We start from the raw sequence: 869 nt of genomic DNA, 5'->3' as shown, positions 1-869 counted from the left end.
CGCTCATAAAACTCGTCGACTAAAGCAATAAAACGCCTCGCAGCATCATCAATTTTACGATTCATCTGACGAACATCGGCCAGTAAAACCGTGTGATAAATACGTGAGAGTTCAATGTAATCGTTTTGACTTCGAGCGGTTTGGCACAACTGCTCAAAAGAAGCATGTAACACCCCATCACTGGCTTCAATCACGTTAATCTGTCGATGATTAATGTCGATTTTGTGGGCAACGCTTTTACGCTCAGCCGTAAGCTGCTGATAATAGGTATTTAAATTAATAGAAGCCTGCTCATCCAATGGATAATGGTAGATTTCGGCTTGTTCCAACGTCCTCAGACGATAATCGACACCACTATCCACATTTAGTACATGGCAACGCGCCAAAATCATATCAATAGCAGGAAGGAAACGAGCTCGCTGTAAGCCATTACGATACAAATTTTGTGGTTCGATGTTGGACGTCGCCACCAGCACCATCTGACGCTTAAACATTTCTTGCAACAATGTGGCAAGAATCATGGCATCAGTTATGTCAGACACAAAGAACTCGTCAAAACAAACAATATCCGCTTCTTGTTTAAATAAGTCGGCAACTTTGGAGAGAGGATTTTCTACCTCCCCCAAGCGCTTTAACTCGTCATGTACCCGATACATAAAGCGGTGAAAGTGCACGCGCATTTTTCTGTCAGTAGGTAAGGCATCAAAAAAGGCGTCCATTAAATAGGTTTTACCTCGGCCTACCCCGCCCCAAAAGTACAAACCTTTTGGGGGTTGAGGCATCTCGACCTTTTTACCCATGAGCTTTTGCCATTTAGAAAGTTGAGGGATCGGCGCAGACTGAAACTCAACAATATCATGGTAGAGTTT

Annotated in this window: 1 protein-coding gene; it reads right to left on the bottom strand. The window is 43.4% G+C overall.

Annotation, left to right across the window (positions count from 1 at the left end):
• Window positions 1-869, bottom strand: an 869-nt coding sequence (gene zapE, locus R7093_RS24585) for a cell division protein ZapE (protein WP_318146934.1), incomplete at both ends; no start/stop codon positions are given.

The sequence above is a fragment of the Vibrio sp. 1580 genome (assembly GCF_033340055.1).
This window is presented reverse-complemented; position numbering and strand designations above follow the sequence as displayed.